The following is a 19512-nucleotide window of genomic DNA, read 5'->3' as shown; positions in this document are numbered from 1 at the left end:
GGTGATGGCGATCCTCGGCCGCGAATGGGACTATATCGCGACCGACACCACCGAGGGCCCGGGCGGCAATGGCGAGCGGATGGTGTTCGTCTACAACACGGAGAAGGTCTGGTTCCGCAAGATCGCCGGCGAGATCGTGCTGCCCGAGGGCCAGCAGGTCGTCGCCCGCAAGAAGGTGAAGGGCGAGAGCGGCACGTCCGAACTGGTCGAGAAGAACCTGCAGTTCGCCCGCAGCCCCTTCCTGGTCGCGTTCCAGGCCGGCTGGTTCCGCTTCAGCCTGTGCACCGCGCACCTCTATTACGGCGCCGCCTCCGGCCCCGCGCTCGAGCAGCGGATCGACGAGATCCGCAAGATGGTCGCGTTCTTCGCCGAACGACAGGATACCGCGAGCAAGCAGGAGAAGGACCGGCACGGCGCGGTCGAGAACTATATCGTGCTCGGCGACTTCAACGTGGTGAGCCCTGAGCACAAGACGATGGAGGCCCTGAAATCGAGCGGCTTCGTCGTCCCGGAGCAGATCGACGGCGACAAGGTCCGCAAGGAAGGCGATCACTTCTACGACCAGATCGCCGTGCGGGTGAAGGACCCGCGCTTCAAGGTGCTCGGCGGCGGCATCCTGCACATGTACGAGGACGTGTTCCGCGACGAGGACCTCGATTACTACAAGGCTTCCCTGCCCGGCACCGACCCGGAAGGCGGCGCGGCGGCAGCGAAGACACCCGAGGCGATCTATCGCAAATGGCGCACCTGGCAGATGTCCGACCACCATCCGCTGTGGATCGAGATCCAGACGGACTTCACCGAATCCTATCTGGGCGACATCGTCACCGGCAAATCGGACCCGAAGCCGGCTTGAGCCGATGCCGGGAGGGGGCGATGCCAAGGCCATGTCAGGACCGACCGCTCCCGGCTCCGATCGCATCCAGGTCGTCGAGGGTGACATCACCCGGCTGCACGTGGATGCGATCGTCAACGCCGCGAACAGCTCGCTGCTCGGCGGTGGCGGGGTGGACGGTGCGATCCACCGCGCCGCCGGGCCCGAGCTGCTCGACGAATGCCGCAAGCTGGGCGGCTGCGCGACCGGCGATGCCAAGCTCACGCGCGGCTATCGCCTGCCCGCCGCGTACATCATCCACACCGTCGGCCCGGTCTGGCAGGGCGGCGGCAAGGGCGAACCCGAGCTGCTCGCCAGCTGCTATCGCCGCTGCTTCGAGATCGCCCGGGCCCATGGTTTCGGTACCCTCGCCTTCCCGGCGATCAGCTGCGGCGTCTATCGCTATCCCATCGAGGCCGCGACGAAGATCGCCGTCGCCGAAGCCCGCAAGGCGGTGGCGGACGACCCCAATCTCCAGATCGTCTTCGCCACCTTCGGCGCCGAGATCACCGCCGCCTACAGACACGAACTGTAACGCGAATCCCCGTTGCGAGCGTTACTACCCGGCGTTACACCTTCCTAATACAGTTCTTTTGGGGGTATACAGATGAACATCCGCAACATGGTGCGTCTCGCCGCCGGCGTGGCGCTGATCGCCGTTTCGCCGGCGATCGCACAGACCGCCAAGCCCGCACCCCGCTATGGCAGCTTCGGCGTCGACCTGACCGCGCAGAAGCCGAGCGTGAAGCCGGGCGACGACTTCTGGATGTATGCGAACGGCGGCTGGAACGACCGCGTCGAGATCGCCGCCGACCGCGCCTCGGCCGGCTTCGGCACCCAGCTCTCGATCGAAGCGGAAGCCAATGTCCGCGCCATCCTCGACGACATGGCGAAGAACCCGGCAGCGTACGGCGCCGGCGGCAAGCAGGTCGGCGACTTCTACGCGAGCTGGATGGACGAGGCGGGCATCGAGAAGGCCGGCACCGCGCCGCTCAAACCCTATCTCGCCAAGATCGACGGCGTGAAGAACCTCGACGCGCTGCAGGTGCTGTTCGCCACCACCGGCTATGCCTCGCCGGTCGAGCTGGGGATCATTCCCGACCTCGCCGACCCGACGCATTATACCGCAGTGACCGGCCAGGGCGGCCTGGGCATGCCGCGCGACTATTACCTGCTGGAAGGCGCCAAGTATGACGCGTTCCGCACTGCCTATCGCGCCTATGTCCAGAAGATCCAGGAACTGGCCGGCATCCCGAATGCCGCTGCCAAGGCCGATGCGATCATCGCGCTCGAAACCGCGATGGCCAAGGTCCAGTGGTCGCCGGCCGAGAGCCGCGACATCGCCAAGCTCAACGATCCGCAGACCCAGGCCGGGCTGAAGGCCAAGGCGCCGGACTTCAACTGGGCGCTGATGCTCAAGACTGCCGGCCTCGAGAGCTCGCCGTCGGTGCTGATGACGCAGAACACCGCCGTCACCGCGCTCGGCAAGCTGATGACCGCGACGCCGCTCGCCACCTGGAAGGACTATCTCGCCTATCGCTTCGTCAGCGATCACGCGCAGTTCCTGCCCAAGGTCTTCGACGACACCCGCTTCGGCTTCTATTCGCAGACCCTGTCGGGCGTGAAGGTGCAGCGCGAGCGCTGGAAGCGCGGCATCCAGCTGGTCAACGGCGCGCTCGGCGAAGCAGTCGGCGCGATCTATGTCGCCAAGTACTTCCCGCCGGCGGCCGAGAAGCAGATGGCCGAGCTGATCGAGAATCTGCGCGGCGCCTACAAGGACCGCATCACCGCCTCGACCTGGATGGACGATGCGACCAAGCAGAAGGCGCTGGCCAAGCTCGCTGCCTTCGAGCCGCGCATCGGCCACCCGGACAAATATATCGACTATTCGTCGTTCAAGGTCGTCCGCGGCGACCTGCTCGGCAATGCGATGCGTTCGGGCGAGTTCCAGCACGAGCTCGAACTGTCGCGCTTCGGCAAGCCGGTGGACCGCACCCTGTGGGACATGACCCCGCAGACGGTGAACGCCTATTACAACCCGCTCTCCAACCAGATCACCTTCCCGGCCGCGATCCTGCAGCCGCCCTTCTTCGATCCCAATGCCGATCCGGCGGTGAACTATGGCGCGATCGGCGCGATCATCGGCCACGAGATGGGTCATGGGTTCGACGACCAGGGCAGTCAGTTCGGCCCGACCGGCAAGTTCGAGAACTGGTGGACCGACAGCGCCAAGAAGGCGTTCGGCGAGCGCACCGCGGCGCTGGTGGCGCAGTATGACGGCTACGAAGCGGTCCCCGGCACCAAGGTGCAGGGCAAGCTGACGCTCGGCGAGAATATCGGCGACCTCGGTGGCGTCGAGGCCGCGTACGGCGCGTTCCAGAAGTACCAGGCCGAGCATGGCAAGGCCCCGGTGATCGGCGGCCTGACCGGCGACCAGCGCTTCTTCCTGTCCTATGCCCAGGCCTGGCAGACCAAGCTGCGCGAGGACACCGCCCGCCAGTATGCGCTGATCGATCCGCACTCGCCGGCGATGTTCCGCGTCAACGGCATCGTCCGCAATGTCGACGCCTGGTACAAGGCGTTCAACATCCAGCCTGGCGACAAGCTGTACCTCGCGCCCGAGCAGCGCGTGCACATCTGGTAAGGCTTGCCGCCTGACCGAACGAAGCGGCCTGGCAGCGATGCCGGGCCGTTTTCGTTTTCCTATCCGGCGTTTCCGGCGACTCGACCAAAGATCGCAAAGGTCGTGCACGGCGCATGGCCCCGGGCGGCCCTGACCCTGCCCATCGCGCGAAAACCGGGCGCGGGCGTGATCCTATTTTTCCAACAGCGTGAAAGAGCGGCCGGGCGCAGGCCCGGCCCGACAGGCAACCAGACGAAATCCTACATTGCAAGCAGCGGCAAAGAGGCGGCAAAGGGGCGCATGACTCCCCGCGAACTCATCGATACCGCGATCGTCCCCGGCGGGGGCGAGGCGCTGCGCCTGTTCCGCCGCGGGCGCGACTTCATGATCGTGCTCGACCGCAACGAACTGATGTCGAGCCGGATGAGCGGATCGGAGGAAGCGCTCGCCACCATGACCTGCGAGCGGCTGGACACGTTGGCGCCGCATCTGCTGATCGGCGGATACGGCATGGGCTTCACCCTGCGCGCGGCACAGGCGGTGCTGGGCCCAGATGCCAGGCTGACCGTCGCCGAGCTGGTGCCGGAGATCATCCAATGGGCGAAGGGACCAATGGCCGAGCTGGCCGCGGGCTGCCTCGACGATCCGCGCGTGGAGGTGCTGATCGACGATGTCGCGGCGGTGATCGGCCGGGCGCGCGCAACCTATGACGCGATCCTGCTCGACGTCGACAACGGCCCGGACGGGCTGACCCGCGACGCCAACGACCGGCTCTATTCGCCGCGTGGGCTGCAGAAGCAATGGGAGGCGCTGAAGCCCGGCGGCGTGCTGGCGGTATGGTCGGCAGCGCCCGACAATGCCTTTACCCGGCGGCTGAAGGAGACCGGCTTCCAGGTCGAGGAAGTCGCGGTCCGCGCACGCAGCAACGGCAAGGGACCGCGGCACGTGATCTGGTTCGGGCGGAAGCGGTAGACCCTCTCCCCCCGACGGGAGAGGAGAAGCAGTTGCACTTCCTGCAATCCACACCCTGATTCATTGCAGTTGCAGAAAGCGCATGTCCGAACCATTTCCCTCTATGTTGCATTGCAGCAAGCAAATGCATGCAGAAGGGTTTTCCGATGTTCTCGCTTATCTCGCTCATCCTCGCCGCGCGCCGCGAAATCACGATGCCGGTTGCCGTGCAGGCGCCGCGCGCCGCCGCTGCCAACGAGCAGGTCGAGCTGCGCCGCGCCGCCTGATCCGGCGCACAGCTGACGCAAAAAGGGGGAGCCTCGCGGCTCCCCCTTTTCGTTTGCGCTTACGCGCGGGCCCTTTTCGTTTGTCCGGCGAACACGGCGCTTATTTCACGCCGTGCATCCAGTATTTCAGCGGCCAGCTCAACAGCAGGAGCAGCACGCCGAGGATGATCGCGGCGATCGAGATCGTCGTGAACACATCGACATAGGCCTTCAGGCTGACGGCATAGTTGGTCACCTGGCCGCCGACCGTATCGACGCTGGCGAACTGCGCGATCACGCCGGCGAAATACTGCGCCACCGAGATCGACAGGAACCACACGCCCATCATCAGACCGACGACGCGCGCGATCGAGAGCTTAGTGATCATCGACAGACCCACCGGCGAGATGCACAGCTCGGCTGCCGAGTGGATGAAGTAGAGGCCAGCCAGCCACCAGATGCCCACCTGGTAATTGGCATCGGCATAGGCCGCGCCCCAGACGAGCAGCAGGAATCCCGCCGCCACGCCGATCAGCGCGATGCCGAACTTGACCGGGATCGACGGCTCGAGCCCGCGCTTGGCGAGCGCGCTCCACAGGATCGACATGAACGGCGCGAGCAGCACGATGAAGGCGGCGTTGAAGAACTGGGTCTGGCCGGCGGTGATGCTGAACAGTCCGAAGACCGACAGGTTGGTGTTGCGATCGGCGAACAGGGTGAGCGACGAACCGGCCTGCTCGAACAGAGTCCAGAACACCACGTTGAAGACGATCAGCACCATCGCGGCGAGCATCATCTGGAACTCGGTGCGGCTGCCCGCGACGAACGACCAGATCAGGATCGCCGGCACGCCGAGCAGGAACGACCCGAACAGCAGCTTGCCCATCAGCGGCAGCGAGGCGACATAGCCGAGGAAGCCCGCCCCCTCGGCCGGTGCGGCCGAATGCATCAGATTGACGTAGAGCAGGTAGAAGAGCGGCACGACGCAGAGCGCGACCGCGTAGATGATCCATTGCTGGGCATGGACGCCCGGCCTGGCCGGCGGCTCGCCATAGCCGTTGAGCTTGCCGCCGTTGAACTGGATCAGCGCCCAGGAGATCATCATGCCGATCGCGGCAAGCGCGAAGCCCCAGCTCCAGCCATAGGCCACGGCCAGCCAGGGGCAGAGGATCTGCGAGAAGAGCGAGCCGAGATTGATGCCCATGTAGAAGATGGTGAAACCGCTGTCGCGTCGTCGGTCGCCCTGCTCGTAGAGCTCGCCGACCATGGTGGAGATGTTCGGCTTGAAGAAGCCATTGCCCACCGAGACCATCGACAGCGCGATCAGCATCACCATCACGTAGAGGGCGTTGCGATCCGCACCGGACTCGAAGCTGCCCTTGGGGATCTTGCGTTCGGCGGTGCCGGCGTTGAGCAGATCGACGCTGCCGTCGTCATTGCCCTTGATCTCGAGCTTCTTCGCCCCGTCGACGACGTAGCGGACTTCCTTGCCCTCCGCGTTCTTCTCGATCGAGACTTCGTAGCGCTGGCTGTCGATCGTCGCATAGGGCGTCGCGGTCGGGCCGCCGAAGCATAGGATGGCATAGCCGAGCGACATCACGATCGCACCGAACTTCACCGCGCGCTTCGAGCCGAGATACTGGTCCGCCAGATAGCCGCCGACCAGCGGGGTGAGATAGACCAGCGCGGTGAACCCGCCATAGATGCCGGTGGCCTCGCGATCGCCGAACATGAAATGCTGCGTCAGATAGAGCGTCAGCAGCGCGCGCATGCCGTAATAGCCGAAGCGCTCCCACATCTCGGTGGTGAACATGCGCGCCAGCTGGCGGGGATGCCCGAACCACGTCGCCTGCCCGGCAGGATTTACGTGGGTGATGTCCGGCTCTGCCGGACTATCGGCGGTTGGAGTGTCGACCATGCGGTGTAATGCCCTTTGATATCGGTTCCGGGCTCAGGCGGCCCGGCGCATGGGCGGCCAAACTAGACGGAATGAAGCGACTGTAAAGCATGCGCGATTGCGCGCGTTGCTGCACCCCGGGAGGTTGGCGACGGCGGATGCACTCCCTAGATGCCGGGCATGATCTTCAACGACACCAGCTCTCCCCTCTCGCTCCTCCGCACCCGCCGCTCCGGCAAGCCGCGCGACCTGGTCGCCCCCGGCCCCAGCCCCGAGCAGATCGACGCGATGATCGCCATCGCCGCGCGCACCCCCGATCACGGCAAGCTCTTCCCCTGGCGCTTCGTGACCGTGCCCGACGAGGCGCGCCAGGCGCTGGGCGAGAAGCTCGCCGCGATATTGCGCAGCGAAAAGGCCGACTGCACCGCGCGCGACGAGGAAGCCGCGATCCAGTTCGCCACCCAGGCGCCGGCATTGGTGGTGGTACTTTCCGCGCCGGTGGTGCCGCACAAGATCCCGGTCTGGGAGCAGGAGCTCTCGGCCGGCGCAGTGTGCATGAACCTGCTCCATGCCGCGCATGCGATGGGCTTTGCCGGTGGCTGGCTGACCGGCTGGGCTGCCTATTCGGACGCGGTGCGCGACCTGTTCGGGACGGAGGGCCAGAAGATCGCCGGATTCGTCTTCATCGGCACGCCCGCCCATCCGCTCGAGGAGCGTCCGCGACCGGACGTGTCCGAAATCGCACATACGTGGAATCCGGGGTATGGACCCCAAGGCTGATTGGTGTATTATAGCAGCATGACAGCGCTAGAGCACGAGGACAGCCCGGTCTACCTCAAGCTGCGCGCCAGCATCGCTGCGGCGATCCTGCGCGGGCAATACCGGGCAGGGGATCAGCTTCCTTCGGTGCGCGCGCTTGCCGCCGAACATGGCGCCAATCCGCTGACGGTCGCCAAGGCCTATCAGAGCTTCCAGGACGATGGCTATGTCGAGGTCCGTCGCGGCGTCGGCATGTTCGTGCTGCCGGGCGCGGTGGAGAAGCTGCGCATCGCCGAGCGCGACCGCTTCCTCACCGGCTATTGGCCGCGCGTGAAGGAGCATATCGCCCTGCTCGGCCTCGACGTGCACGAGCTGCTCGACCGCGAGACGGCCTGAGGCGATGGCGGCGGTCGATCAAGCGGCCGTCGTGCCGCAGAAGCAGGGCTGGGTGCGGACCCTGCTCGCCTGGGGCCTGCTCTTCGGCGGCGTGTTCGCCTTTCAGAGCGTGGCGGCCAAGCCCTTCTACATCCCGTCCAGCTCGATGATGCCGGCGCTGCTCAAGGGCGACCGGCTGGTCGTCTCAAAATATCCCTATGGCTGGTCCTATGCCTCGCTCTCGATCCATGGGAGCGGCGTGGTGCCGGGCCGGCTGTTCGGCCGGCTGCCCGAACGCGGCGACATCGTCACGGTGGCGCGGCGCGAGGACGGATCGGACCTGATCAAGCGGGTTATCGGCCTGCCGGGCGACACGGTGGCGGTCAGCCACGGCGTGGTGATCCTCAACGGCAAGCCGGTGCCGCGCGTGAGCGCCGGCACGGCCGACATCCCCGTCGATGCAAATGTGCCGTGTGATGAGGCCATGCTTGCCCCGTTCCGCAAGGTGAAGGCGGACGGCAGCCTGGTCTGCGCGCTGCCGCTGTTCCGTGAGACGCTGCCGAACGGTGCGAGCTATGACGTGATCGATCTGGGCGACACCTACCTGCCGGGCGGGTACCTCAGCCCGCGCGACACCTATGGCCCGGTCAAGGTGCCGGCCGGCCATGTCTTCCTGATGGGCGACAATCGCGACCAGTCGGCCGACAGCCGTTTCTCGCTCGAGGAAAAGGGCCTGGGCGGGCCGGTGCCGGTCGAGAGCCTGGGCGGACGCGCCGAGATCATCACCCACAGCTATTCGGGCGAGGGCAGCTGGCTGAACCCGCTCGCCTATCTGACAGCGCTGCGCGGAAGCCGCGCCGGCACTTCGCTGCGCCCCGAGCACCGCTGATGCTGATCATCACCGGAACCTTCCGCGTGCCGCGCGCCAGCCTGGAGGCTGCGCGGCCGGTGATGGCGGCGATGGTCGAGGGCAGCCGCGCCGAGGCGGGGTGCCTCCACTACAGCTATGGCGAGGACGTGCTCGATCCCGGGCTGATCCATGTGATCGAGCAGTGGCAGGACCGCGCCACGCTGGAGGCGCATTGGGCGAGCCCGCATATCCAGGCCTGGCGTGCCGCCTGGCCCGAACTGGGCATCGGCGAACGCGACCTGACCTTGTTCGAGACGGACTCCGGCCAAGCCTGCTAGTATCACTGCCATGGCGAAGGCAGAGCAGATTCCCGTCCCCTTCCGGATCGTCATCGAGCAGCCGGTCACCGGCGTGCTGCACAGCCTGCAGGCGAAGGACGACCTGCCGCTCGATCCCAAGGCATCGCAGGCAGGCGAGGCACTGCGCTTCGACTTCACCGTGCACGTGGCGCCCGGCCCGAAATTCTTCGGCGACCAGGTGCGGCGCGAGGGGGCCGAGCGGCGCTTCGTCTATATCCGCATCGGCCAGGCGGCGGGCGACCCCGGCTCGCCCTGGTCGCGCCGGATGAAGATCGACATCCACGATATCGCGCCCGCGCTGCTGGAGCAGGCGGTGGGCGGTGGCGTGCTGGAGATCACCGTCAACGGCACCGGCAAGGACGGCACGCCGGCCTGTGCCACCGTGCGGCCGACAGGACGGCGCGTCGTCCCGGCCTAGACCCAACCTCCCAGTATCTCCGCCACCGCGCGGAGGACCTGGGGCTTCATCTGGACGAAGAGATGGCTGCTGCGCACCTCGACCGCGCGGCATTCCGCCCCCTCGCCTTCGCGGCAGATCAGGCCGTTGACGAAGCCGTCGCTGCGGCTCCAGATCGCGGCGGAGGGCATGGGCAGCGGGCGTGCCGCTTCCTCCAGCCGGCGGGTGACGACGGGATCGGTGATCTTCTCGCCGGTGAGCAGCTGGAAGGGGCGCCAGACATTGGTGGCGCTGGGCGGCCCGGCGAAGGGCGAGCTGATCGTGAGCACCGCGCGGACCAGATCGGGGCGGCGATGCGCGACGATGCGGCTCATCACTCCGCCGAGCGAGATGCCGACCAGCGTGACCTTCTCCCCGGTCTCGGCATGGATCGCCTCCACCCGGGCGATCAGCTTCTCGCATTCGGGTCCGACGGTGCGCACGCCGAAATTGCGGCCGAGCGTCCAGGGATAGGGACGATAGCCGAGCCGGCGCAGCATGGTGCGCAGCACGAAGTTCGACCGATCGGTGTTGCACAGGCCGGGCGACACCAGCACCGGGCGGCCATCGCCCCGGGGCAGACCGGCGATACGGAACGCGGTGAGCTGGGCGATCGTGAGCGCGGCGCGCGCGGGCTCGAGCGCGAAGGCAAGCCCCGGGGGCGGATCGGCGGCGGTGCGCGGGATCATAGCCACAGCATCACGCCCCAGGGGAGCGGCGTCCAGATGCCCATGCGCACCCCCGCCTTGCGCAGGCCCCGGCCCGTCCATTCGTTGCAGGTGCGGATCGCGCTGTACCCGCCTTTCGCGGTGTAGAAGGCATCGCGCCCACCATAGCCGCGCACCACCGGGCCGGCGGCGACGGTGGTGCGGACATGCTCGACCAGCCGGCGATATTCCTCGGGCCGCAGCAACAGCGTGCGCACCGATCCGCCGGCCCTGGGCTCGGGGATGTGTGCGACGTGCAGCACGGTCGAGCCGGCGCCGACCATCGCCTTGGCGACGCGCCAGGGGTTCACATCGCCCCAGGTGGCGGTGTGGAGGTAGAAGTCGCGGTCGCCCCAGCCGAACGCCAGATAGGGCTCGGCGCCGTAGCGCGGATCCGCCAGATGCTCGGGACGGGCGAAATCGCGGAAGGCGGCGGCGGGCAGGATCAGATCGGTGTGCACGCCATTGTCGGCGACATAGATGCGCACGCCCTCCGCCGGCGGAGCGCGCCCGCCATTGACGGCGAGCCCCGCCCCCAGCCCGGCGGCGGCGAGATAGACCACCACCAGCAAAATCAGCGCCCCGGCCAGCCGTCCCACTATCCGCAAACCCGCCCCCATTTCGCACCTGCGTCATGCCATGCTATGCCATAATCATGGCTCAAGACACGCATGTGCTCGATCGCCCGCCGGAGGGCGCATCGGCCGACTGGACGATCCCGCAGAACTGGCAGGCCTATACTGCCGAGGAACACGCGACCTGGGACAAGCTCTACGCCCGCCAGGCGAAGCTGCTGCCCGGCCGCGCGAGCAAGGCCTATCTCAAGGGCCTCGACGCGTTGCGCCTGTCCGACTCGGGCATTCCGAACTTCGAAGAACTCAGCGAGCGGCTGATGAAGCTGACCGGCTGGCAGGTGGTCGCGGTGCCGGGCCTGGTGCCCGACGACGTGTTCTTCGACCACATGGCCAATCGCCGCTTCGTGGCGGGCAACTTCATCCGCCGGCCCGATCAGCTCGACTATATCCAGGAGCCGGACGTCTTCCACGACGTGTTCGGCCATGTGCCGATGCTCACCGATCCGGTGTTCGCCGACTATCTCGAGGCCTATGGCCGCGGCGGCAACCGCGCGCTCGAGCTGGGCGCGCTCAAGCAGCTCGGCCGGCTCTACTGGTACACGGTGGAGTTCGGGCTGATCCGCGAGGATGACGGGCTTCGCATCTATGGCGCGGGGATCGTCTCGTCCTCGGCGGAGAGCCATTTCGCGCTGGAGAGCGACAGCCCCAACCGCATCGGCTTCGACCTGAAGCGGGTGATGCGCACCGACTATCGGATCGACGACTTCCAGCAGAATTACTTCGTCATCCCCAGCTACGAGGCGCTGCTGCGTGCCACGGTCGAGACCGACTTCGCCCCGCTCTATGGCGAGATCCTCGGCCAGCCAGACATTCCGATCGCGGAGATCCTGCTCGGCGACGAAGTGATCACCCGCGGCACGCAGGACTATGCGAAGGGCAAGGCGGCCTGATGGCCGGCTTCCTGTCGAAGCTGTTCGGCGGCGGAAAGCCGGAACCCGAAGTGGAGACGCTGCCGGAGCCCGATCTCAGCTTCGCACGCGCCGAAGAGGAGCTGAAGCTCAAGACCGCGTTCGCGCAGGAGACCTGGGGTCTCGGCCAGGGCGGACAATGGGCAGCCGATCTCGATGCGGGCATGATCACCTTCACCAACGATGACGGCTGGGAGATCACCGCGCCGGTCCAGGTGATCGGCACCTACAACACGTCCGACGGCACCTGGCTATGGGGCTGGGACCACCCGTCGGTGCCCCAACCCGTCGCGCAGGACGCCAAGCGGGTCCATGCGTTCGGCGAGAAATATGGCCTGGAAGCACTGACCACGCGCCAGATTCATGCCGACGAGAGCGACGCCTGGACCTTCACCGCGCTCGCCTGCCACCTCGCCGGTGCGCAAGGCGGCTATCGCGGCCCGGCGGGACCGACGCATGTGTTCATGACCTATGGCACGGTCTCGATCCGCAAGGACGAGGACTAGCTCCCCTCCCTGGAAGGGAGGGGAAGAAGGGTTACCAGCTGCCGAAGCCGGGTGCCTCGCCCTTGCCGCGGCTGAGGCGGGTCACCCGCTCGGTGCCGTAGCGCACGCGCTTGGCCAGGGTCAGCGTCGGCCAGTCGCCGCGATCGGCGCGGTCGACGAGACGGAGGCCCTGGCGGCGATAGGCCTGGGCGACCGTGTTGACCTGGCCCTTGAGCAGCCCGGCGAGGATCAGCGTGCCGCCCTCGGCCAACACCGCCCCGATGCTCGGCGCCAGCTCTACCAGCGGGCCGGCGAGGATGTTGGCGATCACCAGGTCATAGGGCGCGCGGCCGATCAGCAGCGGATGCTCGACACCGGCGGCGGCGGCCAGCGCAAGCTCGCCCTGCTGCCCGCCCAGCCGGATGCCGTTGATCTCGGCATTCTCGGCCGTGACATCGACGGCGCGCGCATCGATGTCCGAAGCGGTGGCATAGGCACGCGGCCAGAGATGGAGCGCGGCAAAGGCGAGCAGCCCGGTGCCGGTGCCGATGTCGACGACATTCTCGAAGCGCTTGCCCTCCGCCTTCAGCCGGTCGAGCGCGAGCAGGCAGCCCGAGGTCGTCTCGTGCGTGCCGGTGCCGAAGGCGAGGCCGGCATCGATGCGGAACGCCTTGGCGCCGGCCGGCACCTTGCCCTTGTTGGTATCGGTGTGGACGTAGAAGCGCCCGGCATGAACCGGCTCGATCCCGGCCTGGCTGAGCGTCACCCAATCCGCGTCGCGGATCTTCTCGGCGACCGCTTTCACGCCCGCCGAGCTCGGCACCAGCGCCTGCACCGAGGCCAGCGCCGCACTGTTGGGCTTGCTCTCGAAATAGGCCTCGAGCTGCCAGGCGAGCGGATCGTCCGCGATCACTTCGCTGGTGAGCAGCACGGGCGACGGATCGATCTCGAACACCGCCTCGTCATTGGCGTCGATCGCCTCGGCCTCGGCGCGAGTGCAGGGGAGCGTGAGTTTCCAGCTGCTCATCGTACGTAACTCGCTCCATTGATGTCGAGCACCGCCCCGGTCATCGAGGGCGGCGCATTGAGGGCACAGAAGCGGGCGAGGACCGCCACTTCATCGGTATCGGCCACGCGGCCGAGCGGGATGTCGGCGAGCAGCTTCTCGCCACCGCGGCTGGCGAGATAGTCGTCGGCCATGCCGGTCATGGTGAAGCCCGGGCAGATCGCGAAGGCGAGGATGCCCTGGCGCGCATAACCGCGGGCGATGCTCTTGGTCATGCCGACCATGCCCGCCTTGGAGGCGGCATAATGCCAGTGCGCCGGGCTGTCGCCGCGATAGGCGGCGCGGCTCGCCATGTTGACGATGCGGCCCGGGCGGCCCTCGGCCTGCCAGTGGCAGATGGCGAGGCGGCAAAGCTCGGCCGAGGCGGTGAGGTTCACCCGCATCGTCCGCTCCCAGTTCGCCACCCAGTCCTCGTGATCGATGTCCAGCGGATTGGTCTCGAACACGCCGGCATTGTTGATCAGCACGTCGATCCGGCCATCGAGCGCGTCGAGCGCCTTGTTCCACAGGGCCTCGGGCGCATCGGGATCGGCGAAGTCGGCCGGGATGCCGCTGCGGGTGCCCTGGCCGATCAGGCGGACCTTGTCGTTCTTGAAGCTCTCGGCGATCGCGGCACCGATGCCGCGGCTCGCGCCGGTGAGGAGGATATGGGTGGCCATCACCACCCCCTAGCCCCTTCGTCACCCCGGCGAAAGCCGGGGTCTCGGGCGAGGGCGCGCCTGCGGCTCGAGATCCCGGCTTTCGCCGGGATGACGGATGAGATCAGGCAGCTACCGAGGACGAGAAACTGTCCGCCGCGGTGCGCAGCTTGTGCAGGCGGTCGTCGACTTCGGCCACGTCCTTCTGGAGCGTGTCGATCTCGTGGGTGACCGACTTGGTATCCTCGCGGATGGCGCCAATGGTGGCGGACATCGAGTCGGCGGCGAGCGCGGTCTCGTCGACCGCCGCGGTGATCGCAGTGACGGTCTGCGCCTGGACTTCCATCGCGACACGGATGCGGTTGGCGCTTTCCTGCACCTCGGTGACCGTCGAGCGGATCGAGGCGTTGGTCTCGACCGTGCTCTTCGTCGCCGACTGGATCGCGGCGATCTTGGCGGCGATGTCGTCGGTGGCACGGGCAGTCTGGTTGGCGAGGCTCTTCACTTCCTGCGCGACCACCGCGAAGCCGCGGCCGGCATCACCGGCACGGGCTGCCTCGATCGTCGCGTTCAGCGCGAGCAGGTTGGTCTGGCCGGCAATGTCTCGGATCAGGCCTAGGATGGATTCGATGGACTTGGCGTGGTCGCTGAGTGCTTCGCTCATGCCGACGGCGTCAGTTGCCTGCGAAGAAGCACGCGTCGCGATACCGGCAGCGGCCTCGACTTCCATGCGGGCGTCCTCGATCGCGCGGATCAGGCCGGCCGCGGTCTGCGCAGCCTCGCGCATCGCAACCGCCGACTGCTCGGCCGCCGCGGCAACTTCCGACGCCTTGCCCAGCATCCCGCGTGCCGAGCCCGAAGCGCCCTGCGCCTGCACCCGGATGCGGTTGGCAAGACCGGTGGCCCCTTCGATCGACTCGGCGATGCTCGCCTTGAACTGCATCGAGCGATCGCGGCGCGCCTGGTCGGCATAGGCCGCGTCGCGCGCGCCGAGATGGCCGGCCATCAGATCGGCCTCGGCCATCGCCATGCGCTGGACCACGTCGCAGAGCCTGCCGAGCTTCTCGGCATCGCCCGGCAGCGCCTCGCGCAGCGCGCGCATCGTCTCGCTATGGGCGAAGGAGAAGGCGGCGACCACTGCCGGCAGCGGGATGCCCGCGGCATAGGTCTGGGCGGCATAGCTGCACACCATCTCGACCCATTCCTCGCTGAACGGCTTCTCGAACTTGATCGTACCATAACGCGTACCGTGCGCGACCTGCGCCTCGTACAGGGCAGGATCCTCGAACGTCTTGCGCATCGGCTGGCTGGCCGGCATCGCCTTGAAGTGGTTCCAGAACCCCTCGGCGATCGCCCGCTGACGATGGCCGATCAGCGCCACGATCTCGCGGCAGGCCGGTTCGACCGCGCCGTCCCAGTCATATTCGCGGCGGTGATCCTCGACCGTCCGCGTGCCGCCGCTCCAGCGGCCGGGTTCGCGCGTTCCAACCATCTTGTCTCTCCCCCTCAGGCCGCAACCTTGGCGATGAAATCGCTGGCGCTGCCCTTCAAGCTCCCCAGCTGCCCTTCGAGCGCGGCGAAGCCCTGGCCAACCCGGTCGATCTCGCTCGCCACCGCTTCGGTATCCTCGCGGATGGCGCCAATGGTGGCGGACATCGAGTCGGCGGCGAGCGCGGTCTCGTCGACAGCCGCGGTGATCGCAGTGACGGTCTGCGCCTGGACTTCCATCGCGACACGGATGCGGTTGGCGCTTTCCTGGACCTCGGTGACCGTCGAGCGGATCGAGGCATTGGTCTCGACCGTGCTCTTCGTCGCCGACTGGATCGCGGCGATCTTGGCGGCGATGTCGTCGGTGGCGCGGGCGGTCTGGTTGGCGAGGCTCTTCACTTCCTGCGCGACCACCGCGAAGCCGCGGCCGGCATCACCGGCACGGGCTGCCTCGATCGTCGCGTTGAGCGCGAGCAGGTTGGTCTGGCCGGCAATGTCGCGGATCAGGCCTAGGATGGATTCGATGGACTTGGCGTGGTCGCTGAGTGCTTCGCTCATGCCCACCGCATCAGTGGCCTGGCTGGAGGCACGCGTGGCGATTCCAGCGGCGGCCTCGACTTCCATGCGCGCGTCCTCGATCGCGCGGATCAGGCCGGCCGCGGTCTGCGCAGCCTCGCGCATCGCAACCGCCGACTGTTCGGCCGCCGCGGCAACTTCCGACGCCTTGCCCAGCATCCCGCGCGCCGAGGCGGAGGTGTGGCTGGCCTGGACGCGGAGCTGCTCGCCATCGCGCGAGGCGCGCTGGACAGTGCCGCCGATCGTGTCGCGGAAATCCTCGGCGAGCCGGTCGCGCGCCGCCTGGGCGCTGTGCTCGCGGTACATGTTGTAGATTTCGACGGTGATGTCGCCCTCGAGCGCCGACAGGCGCATCAGCGTGTCGATCAGCCCGGCGAGTCGCGCATCCTCCGCACCGACGCGGCGGATCAGGATCTCGAGCCCCGCCCGGTCGCTCGCGCTGATCATCGAGAGAAGCGCCATCGGCGGCACGCCCGAGGCATAGGCCGCGGCGACCGAGCGCTCGATCGACTCGATCCAGGCGCGGCCCTCGGTGTCGAGGAAGCGGTTCTTCAGGAAGACCACGCCGACATCGATCATCTTCTGCGTGTCGTCGGGTGCCCAGTTGCGCTCATCGGCGAAGCAGCGCAGCCATTGCTGCCAATAAGCCTCGGAGACCGCGCGAATCTCGGGCTCCAGCGCTTCCCAGGCGGCGCGGCCCGAAGCGGCCAGCGAGCCTTCGAAATCGAAGATGCGCAGGCGGGCGCGCACGTCGATGCGGGCGGCCACGGTGCCGGGCTCCGGCAGATCCTGAGGCGAAACGGCGTTGGTCACGACAAAGTCCCCTGTGCGGCCATGGGACGAACGGCCACTTGCCCTGCCTATGCGGGCGAACTGGTTAAGACCGGGTTAGTCAAACGGCCGGGGCATGCACTGGTTGCGCGTGCCAGCTTGCATCCCGCCGCGCGCGGACTAAGGAGACGGGCACCGACCGAGGAAGGACATCATCTTGGCCAATGTGCGCAACACGGCGCGACCCATGTCGCCGCATCTATCGATCTGGAAGTGGGGCCCCTCGATGGCGGTCTCCATCACCCACCGCGTCACCGGCAGCGGCATGGCGACCGTGGGCACGCTCCTGTTCGTCTGGTGGCTGGTCGCGCTGGCATCGGGCCCGGCGGCGTACGGCCTGTTCCTCGACGTGTTCACGGTGAAGTCCGGCGCGCTGAACGTGGTCGGCTACGTCTTCGGCATCGGCCTGACCCTGTCCTTCTTCCAGCACATGTGCTCGGGCATCCGCCACCTGTTCCTCGACCAGGGCGCCAATTTCGAGCTCAAGGCCAACAAGACCACCGCGCAGCTGACCTATGTCGCCGCGATCGTCCTCACCGCGGCCTTCTGGGCCTTCATCATCTGGGGGAAGACCAATGGGTAACGGCACCAGCATCGGCCGCGTCCGCGGCCTCGGCCCCGCCAAGGAAGGCACGCATCACTGGTGGCACCAGCGGCTCACCGCCGGCGCCAACCTGGTCCTGATGGTCTGGTTCGTGGTCAGCGTCGCGCTGCTGCCGACCTATGACTTCGAGACGGTCCGCCACTGGATGGGCCAGACCCAGGTCGCGGTGCCGCTGATCCTGCTGGTCGCCAGCACCTTCTACCACTTCCGCCTCGGCCTGCAGGTGGTGATCGAGGACTATCAGCATGACGAGACGCACATCGTCCTGATGATCCTGCTCAACTTCTTCACGCTGGCGGCCGGCACGACCGCCATCTTCTCGATCCTCAAGATCGCCTTCTCGGCGGGAGCCGCGCTCTGATGTCCGCGTATAAGATCATCGACCACACCTATGACGCCGTCGTCGTCGGTGCCGGCGGCTCTGGCCTGCGCGCCACCATGGGCTGCGCCGAGGCCGGTCTGAAGACCGCCTGCATCACCAAGGTGTTCCCCACCCGCTCGCACACCGTCGCCGCCCAGGGCGGCATCGCGGCGAGCCTCGGCAACAACACGCCCGACCACTGGTCGTGGCACATGTTCGACACCGTCAAGGGCTCCGACTGGCTCGGCGACCAGGACGCGATCGAGTACATGGTCCGCGAAGCTCCGGCCGCGGTCTATGAGCTCGAGCATGCCGGCGTGCCGTTCAGCCGCAACGACAATGGCACGATCTACCAGCGTCCGTTCGGCGGCCACATGCAGAACATGGGCGAAGGCCCGCCCGTGCAGCGCACCTGCGCTGCGGCCGACCGCACCGGCCACGCCATGCTCCACGCGCTCTACCAGCAGAGCCTGAAGTATGACGCGGACTTCTACGTCGAATATTTCGCGCTCGACCTGATCATGGAAGACGGCGCCTGCCGCGGCGTGATCGCGCTGTGCATGGAAGACGGCTCGATCCACCGCTTCCGCTCGCACGCCGTCGTCCTCGCCACCGGCGGCGGCGGCCGCGTCTACCAGTCGGCCACCTCGGCGCACACCTGCACCGGCGACGGCAACGGCATGGCGCTGCGCGCGGGCATCGCGCTGCAGGACATGGAGTTCGTCCAGTTCCACCCGACCGGCATCTACGGCGCCGGCGTCCTCATCACCGAGGGCGCGCGCGGTGAAGGCGGGTACCTGACCAACTCCGAGGGCGAGCGCTTCATGGAGCGCTATGCTCCCTCGGCCAAGGACCTCGCCAGCCGCGACGTCGTCGCGCGCTCGATGGCGATGGAGATTCGCGAGGGCCGCGGCGTGGGCAAGGAGAAGGATCACATCTTCCTTCACCTCAACCATATCGATCCGAAGATCCTCGCCGAGCGCCTGCCGGGCATCACCGAGACCGGCAAGATCTTCGCCGGCGTCGACCTGACCCGCCAGCCGCTGCCGGTGGTGCCGACCGTCCACTACAACATGGGCGGCATCCCGACCAATTATCACGGCGAAGTCGTCCGCAACCAGGATGGCGATCCGGACTCGGTCGTCCCCGGCCTGTTCGCGGTCGGCGAAGCGGCCTGCGTGTCGGTGCACGGCGCCAACCGCCTCGGCTCCAACTCGCTGATCGACCTCGTCGTGTTCGGCCGCGCCACCGGTCTCCGCCTCAAGGAGATCATCAAGCCCGGCACCAAGCACAACGAGCTGCCCAAGGGCTCGGAGGAGTTCGCGCTCAGCCGCCTCGATCACTTCCGCAACGCCAAGGGCGAAAAGCCCACCGCGCAGATCCGCGCCGACATGCAGAAGACCATGCAGCGCCACTGCGCCGTGTTCCGCGACAGCGCGCTGCTGGCGGAAGGCGTCGAGCACATGAAGGAAGTCTATAAGGGCTTCCGGGACGTGGGCATCCAGGACCGCTCGCTGATCTGGAACACCGATCTGGTCGAGACGCTCGAGCTCGACAATCTGATCGGCCAGGCCGTCGTCACCATCGAGTGCGCCGCCAACCGCAAGGAAAGCCGCGGTGCGCACATGCACGAGGACTTCCCCGAGCGCGACGACAAGAACTGGATGAAGCACACCGTCGCCACCTTCGAGGGCTGGGGCGGCAAGGGCGGCACCACGAGCATCGATTACCGCCCGGTCCATGACTATACGCTGACGGACGAAATCGAGTACATCAAGCCGAAGAAGCGGGTGTACTAATCCTTCGATAGCAGGTTCCGGAAA

At 67.2% G+C, this 19512-nt stretch carries 21 protein-coding genes; 14 read left to right on the top strand and 7 right to left on the bottom strand.

Features of this window, described 5'->3' with window-relative positions; translation table 11 throughout:
- The first annotated feature begins 4 nt into the window (after positions 1 to 4).
- From GGR46_RS19395 to GGR46_RS19380, 4 genes are all read left to right on the top strand, one after another.
- On the top strand, positions 5 to 856 hold the full coding sequence (locus tag GGR46_RS19395; RefSeq protein WP_221262855.1) for an exonuclease/endonuclease/phosphatase family protein: 852 nt from the start codon (positions 5 to 7) through the stop codon (positions 854 to 856).
- Positions 857 to 887: 31 nt separating this feature from the next.
- Positions 888 to 1409, top strand: coding sequence for an O-acetyl-ADP-ribose deacetylase (locus GGR46_RS19390; protein ID WP_183999643.1), 522 nt, complete (start codon positions 888 to 890; stop codon positions 1407 to 1409).
- 72 nt (positions 1410 to 1481) lie between these two features.
- The gene (locus GGR46_RS19385) at positions 1482 to 3518 is read left to right on the top strand and encodes a M13 family metallopeptidase (RefSeq protein WP_246426219.1); all 2037 of its coding nucleotides are present in this window, start codon (positions 1482 to 1484) and stop codon (positions 3516 to 3518) included.
- Positions 3519 to 3797: 279 nt separating this feature from the next.
- Positions 3798 to 4469 (top strand): spermidine synthase, encoded by a 672-nt coding sequence (locus tag GGR46_RS19380; RefSeq protein WP_183999642.1) that lies wholly within the window; start codon positions 3798 to 3800, stop codon positions 4467 to 4469.
- A 366-nt stretch (positions 4470 to 4835) separates the two neighbouring features.
- Here the strand turns inward: GGR46_RS19380 and GGR46_RS19375 are convergent, their stop codons facing one another.
- Positions 4836 to 6632 (bottom strand): peptide MFS transporter, encoded by a 1797-nt coding sequence (locus GGR46_RS19375; RefSeq protein WP_183999641.1) that lies wholly within the window; start codon positions 6630 to 6632, stop codon positions 4836 to 4838.
- Positions 6633 to 6791: 159 nt separating this feature from the next.
- Here GGR46_RS19375 and GGR46_RS19370 point away from each other — a divergent pair, with 159 nt between their 5' ends.
- Genes GGR46_RS19370 through GGR46_RS19350 form a run of 5 tightly spaced genes read left to right on the top strand, consistent with a single transcriptional unit; the run spans position 6792 to position 9372 of the window.
- The gene (locus tag GGR46_RS19370; RefSeq protein ID WP_184000108.1) at positions 6792 to 7391 is read left to right on the top strand and encodes a nitroreductase family protein; all 600 of its coding nucleotides are present in this window, start codon (positions 6792 to 6794) and stop codon (positions 7389 to 7391) included.
- Positions 7392 to 7409: 18 nt separating this feature from the next.
- The gene (locus GGR46_RS19365) at positions 7410 to 7766 is read left to right on the top strand and encodes a GntR family transcriptional regulator (protein WP_183999640.1); all 357 of its coding nucleotides are present in this window, start codon (positions 7410 to 7412) and stop codon (positions 7764 to 7766) included.
- Between the two features lie 4 nt (positions 7767 to 7770).
- The gene (gene lepB, locus GGR46_RS19360; protein ID WP_183999639.1) at positions 7771 to 8634 is read left to right on the top strand and encodes a signal peptidase I; all 864 of its coding nucleotides are present in this window, start codon (positions 7771 to 7773) and stop codon (positions 8632 to 8634) included.
- Positions 8634 to 8933, top strand: a complete 300-nt coding sequence (locus tag GGR46_RS19355; protein WP_183999638.1) for a putative quinol monooxygenase — start codon at positions 8634 to 8636, stop codon at positions 8931 to 8933. The genes lepB and GGR46_RS19355 overlap by 1 nt, the downstream gene beginning before the upstream one ends.
- Positions 8934 to 8943: 10 nt before the next feature.
- Complete coding sequence (locus tag GGR46_RS19350) at positions 8944 to 9372, top strand: DUF5990 family protein (RefSeq protein ID WP_183999637.1); 429 nt, start codon at positions 8944 to 8946, stop codon at positions 9370 to 9372.
- On the opposite strand, the gene GGR46_RS19345 is transcribed toward GGR46_RS19350, so the two are convergent.
- Together GGR46_RS19345 and GGR46_RS19340 are read right to left on the bottom strand one after the other, a co-directional pair.
- On the bottom strand, positions 9369 to 10079 hold the full coding sequence (locus GGR46_RS19345; protein WP_183999636.1) for an alpha/beta fold hydrolase: 711 nt from the start codon (positions 10077 to 10079) through the stop codon (positions 9369 to 9371). The genes GGR46_RS19350 and GGR46_RS19345 overlap by 4 nt on opposite strands.
- A complete protein-coding gene (locus GGR46_RS19340) occupies positions 10076 to 10696 on the bottom strand; it encodes a TIGR02117 family protein (protein ID WP_343058252.1) in 621 nt (206 codons plus the stop codon). The genes GGR46_RS19345 and GGR46_RS19340 overlap by 4 nt, the downstream gene beginning before the upstream one ends.
- 56 nt (positions 10697 to 10752) lie before the next feature.
- On the opposite strand from GGR46_RS19340, the gene phhA reads away from it, so the two are divergent.
- Together phhA and GGR46_RS19330 are read left to right on the top strand one after the other, a co-directional pair.
- Positions 10753 to 11622 carry a phenylalanine 4-monooxygenase gene (phhA, locus tag GGR46_RS19335; RefSeq protein ID WP_183999634.1) on the top strand — a complete coding sequence of 290 codons (870 nt, stop codon included), beginning with the start codon at positions 10753 to 10755 and terminating at the stop codon, positions 11620 to 11622.
- The gene (locus GGR46_RS19330; protein ID WP_183999633.1) at positions 11622 to 12146 is read left to right on the top strand and encodes a DUF6882 domain-containing protein; all 525 of its coding nucleotides are present in this window, start codon (positions 11622 to 11624) and stop codon (positions 12144 to 12146) included. Before phhA ends, GGR46_RS19330 begins: the two co-directional genes overlap by 1 nt.
- A gap of 31 nt (positions 12147 to 12177) precedes the next feature.
- On the opposite strand, the gene GGR46_RS19325 is transcribed toward GGR46_RS19330, so the two are convergent.
- The 4 genes from GGR46_RS19325 to GGR46_RS19310 form a co-directional block, all read right to left on the bottom strand.
- Positions 12178 to 13152 carry a 50S ribosomal protein L11 methyltransferase gene (locus GGR46_RS19325; RefSeq protein ID WP_183999632.1) on the bottom strand — a complete coding sequence of 325 codons (975 nt, stop codon included), beginning with the start codon at positions 13150 to 13152 and terminating at the stop codon, positions 12178 to 12180.
- Positions 13149 to 13850 (bottom strand): SDR family NAD(P)-dependent oxidoreductase, encoded by a 702-nt coding sequence (locus GGR46_RS19320; RefSeq protein WP_183999631.1) that lies wholly within the window; start codon positions 13848 to 13850, stop codon positions 13149 to 13151. The genes GGR46_RS19325 and GGR46_RS19320 overlap by 4 nt, the downstream gene beginning before the upstream one ends.
- Positions 13851 to 13953: 103 nt before the next feature.
- Complete coding sequence (locus GGR46_RS19315) at positions 13954 to 15321, bottom strand: methyl-accepting chemotaxis protein (protein ID WP_183999630.1); 1368 nt, start codon at positions 15319 to 15321, stop codon at positions 13954 to 13956.
- Positions 15322 to 15335: 14 nt separating this feature from the next.
- A complete protein-coding gene (locus GGR46_RS19310; RefSeq protein WP_184000107.1) occupies positions 15336 to 16679 on the bottom strand; it encodes a methyl-accepting chemotaxis protein in 1344 nt (447 codons plus the stop codon).
- A gap of 232 nt (positions 16680 to 16911) precedes the next feature.
- Between GGR46_RS19310 and sdhC the strand changes: the two genes are divergently transcribed.
- From sdhC to sdhA, 3 genes are read left to right on the top strand one after another with little or no spacing between them, the layout of a single operon-like run.
- Entirely contained in the window at positions 16912 to 17307 is a 396-nt protein-coding gene (gene sdhC, locus GGR46_RS19305; RefSeq protein WP_183999629.1) for a succinate dehydrogenase, cytochrome b556 subunit, read from the top strand.
- Complete coding sequence (gene sdhD / locus GGR46_RS19300) at positions 17300 to 17689, top strand: succinate dehydrogenase, hydrophobic membrane anchor protein (RefSeq protein WP_183999628.1); 390 nt, start codon at positions 17300 to 17302, stop codon at positions 17687 to 17689. Before sdhC ends, sdhD begins: the two co-directional genes overlap by 8 nt.
- Positions 17686 to 19488, top strand: a complete 1803-nt coding sequence (gene sdhA, locus GGR46_RS19295; RefSeq protein WP_184000106.1) for a succinate dehydrogenase flavoprotein subunit — start codon at positions 17686 to 17688, stop codon at positions 19486 to 19488. The genes sdhD and sdhA overlap by 4 nt, the downstream gene beginning before the upstream one ends.
- Positions 19489 to 19512: the final 24 nt, after the last annotated feature.

The sequence above is a fragment of the Sphingomonas kyeonggiensis genome, from assembly GCF_014196745.1.
Lineage (GTDB): Bacteria > Pseudomonadota > Alphaproteobacteria > Sphingomonadales > Sphingomonadaceae > Sphingomonas > Sphingomonas kyeonggiensis.
Note: the sequence above shows the minus strand (reverse complement) of the source record. Positions and strands in the feature narration are given on the sequence as shown.

Coding starts and splice junctions, on each gene's coding strand:
- GGR46_RS19395 (WP_221262855.1), top strand. CDS start 5: ATGGCGATCCTCGGCCGCGAATGGGACTATATCGCGACCGACACCACC.
- GGR46_RS19390 (WP_183999643.1), top strand. CDS start 888: ATGTCAGGACCGACCGCTCCCGGCTCCGATCGCATCCAGGTCGTCGAG.
- GGR46_RS19385 (WP_246426219.1), top strand. CDS start 1,482: ATGAACATCCGCAACATGGTGCGTCTCGCCGCCGGCGTGGCGCTGATC.
- GGR46_RS19380 (WP_183999642.1), top strand. CDS start 3,798: ATGACTCCCCGCGAACTCATCGATACCGCGATCGTCCCCGGCGGGGGC.
- GGR46_RS19375 (WP_183999641.1), bottom strand. CDS start 6,632: ATGGTCGACACTCCAACCGCCGATAGTCCGGCAGAGCCGGACATCACC.
- GGR46_RS19370 (WP_184000108.1), top strand. CDS start 6,792: ATGATCTTCAACGACACCAGCTCTCCCCTCTCGCTCCTCCGCACCCGC.
- GGR46_RS19365 (WP_183999640.1), top strand. CDS start 7,410: ATGACAGCGCTAGAGCACGAGGACAGCCCGGTCTACCTCAAGCTGCGC.
- lepB (WP_183999639.1), top strand. CDS start 7,771: ATGGCGGCGGTCGATCAAGCGGCCGTCGTGCCGCAGAAGCAGGGCTGG.
- GGR46_RS19355 (WP_183999638.1), top strand. CDS start 8,634: ATGCTGATCATCACCGGAACCTTCCGCGTGCCGCGCGCCAGCCTGGAG.
- GGR46_RS19350 (WP_183999637.1), top strand. CDS start 8,944: ATGGCGAAGGCAGAGCAGATTCCCGTCCCCTTCCGGATCGTCATCGAG.
- GGR46_RS19345 (WP_183999636.1), bottom strand. CDS start 10,079: ATGATCCCGCGCACCGCCGCCGATCCGCCCCCGGGGCTTGCCTTCGCG.
- phhA (WP_183999634.1), top strand. CDS start 10,753: ATGGCTCAAGACACGCATGTGCTCGATCGCCCGCCGGAGGGCGCATCG.
- GGR46_RS19330 (WP_183999633.1), top strand. CDS start 11,622: ATGGCCGGCTTCCTGTCGAAGCTGTTCGGCGGCGGAAAGCCGGAACCC.
- GGR46_RS19325 (WP_183999632.1), bottom strand. CDS start 13,152: ATGAGCAGCTGGAAACTCACGCTCCCCTGCACTCGCGCCGAGGCCGAG.
- GGR46_RS19320 (WP_183999631.1), bottom strand. CDS start 13,850: ATGGCCACCCATATCCTCCTCACCGGCGCGAGCCGCGGCATCGGTGCC.
- GGR46_RS19315 (WP_183999630.1), bottom strand. CDS start 15,321: ATGGTTGGAACGCGCGAACCCGGCCGCTGGAGCGGCGGCACGCGGACG.
- sdhC (WP_183999629.1), top strand. CDS start 16,912: ATGTCGCCGCATCTATCGATCTGGAAGTGGGGCCCCTCGATGGCGGTC.
- sdhD (WP_183999628.1), top strand. CDS start 17,300: ATGGGTAACGGCACCAGCATCGGCCGCGTCCGCGGCCTCGGCCCCGCC.